The sequence below is a fragment of the Porphyromonas uenonis 60-3 genome, from assembly GCF_000174775.1.
GTDB lineage: Bacteria > Bacteroidota > Bacteroidia > Bacteroidales > Porphyromonadaceae > Porphyromonas > Porphyromonas uenonis_A.
On sequence record NZ_ACLR01000151.1, the window covers coordinates 1 to 507 of the forward strand.

1 protein-coding gene is annotated in these 507 nt (G+C 52.7%); it reads left to right on the forward strand.

All coding sequences use genetic code 11. The features are described 5' to 3' along the window. Positions 1-507, forward strand: a 507-nt coding sequence (locus tag PORUE0001_RS05070; protein ID WP_007365400.1) for an IS3 family transposase, incomplete at both ends; no start/stop codon positions are given.

Below are 507 nucleotides of genomic sequence, written 5' to 3' on the forward strand. Positions count from 1 at the left end.
ATTGCCGGCTCACCGTATCAGACATAACCTACGTCAAGTGTTTAGGGGGCTTCGCATATCTCTCCCTGACGATGGATGCTTATAGCCGCATCATCACAGGCTTTGACCTGCAGCCCACGCTCTCCACAGAGGGCCCCTACAACGCACTAAAACAGACCGTTGACTTCTACCAGAAGCATGGCTTTGACCTCAAAGGACTCATCTTCCATAGCGACCGAGGCTGTCAATACGTCTCCAAGCAGATGACCGACTACGAGGCCAGCCTAGGCATCGTAACCAGCGTTACCCAGACCGGCAACCCTCTCCACAACGCTATGGCTGAGCGACTTAACGGAATCATCAAGAACGACTGGCTCTACAACTTCGAGGATAAGCCCATAGATCAAGTTCGGGAGATCCTCTCGCAAACGATTGCTCTCTATAACACAGCGCGTCCTCATCGAGCCCTCAACAAGAAGACTCCGATGCAGATGCGCATACCAGATTACCCCAACCCTCTAACCACAC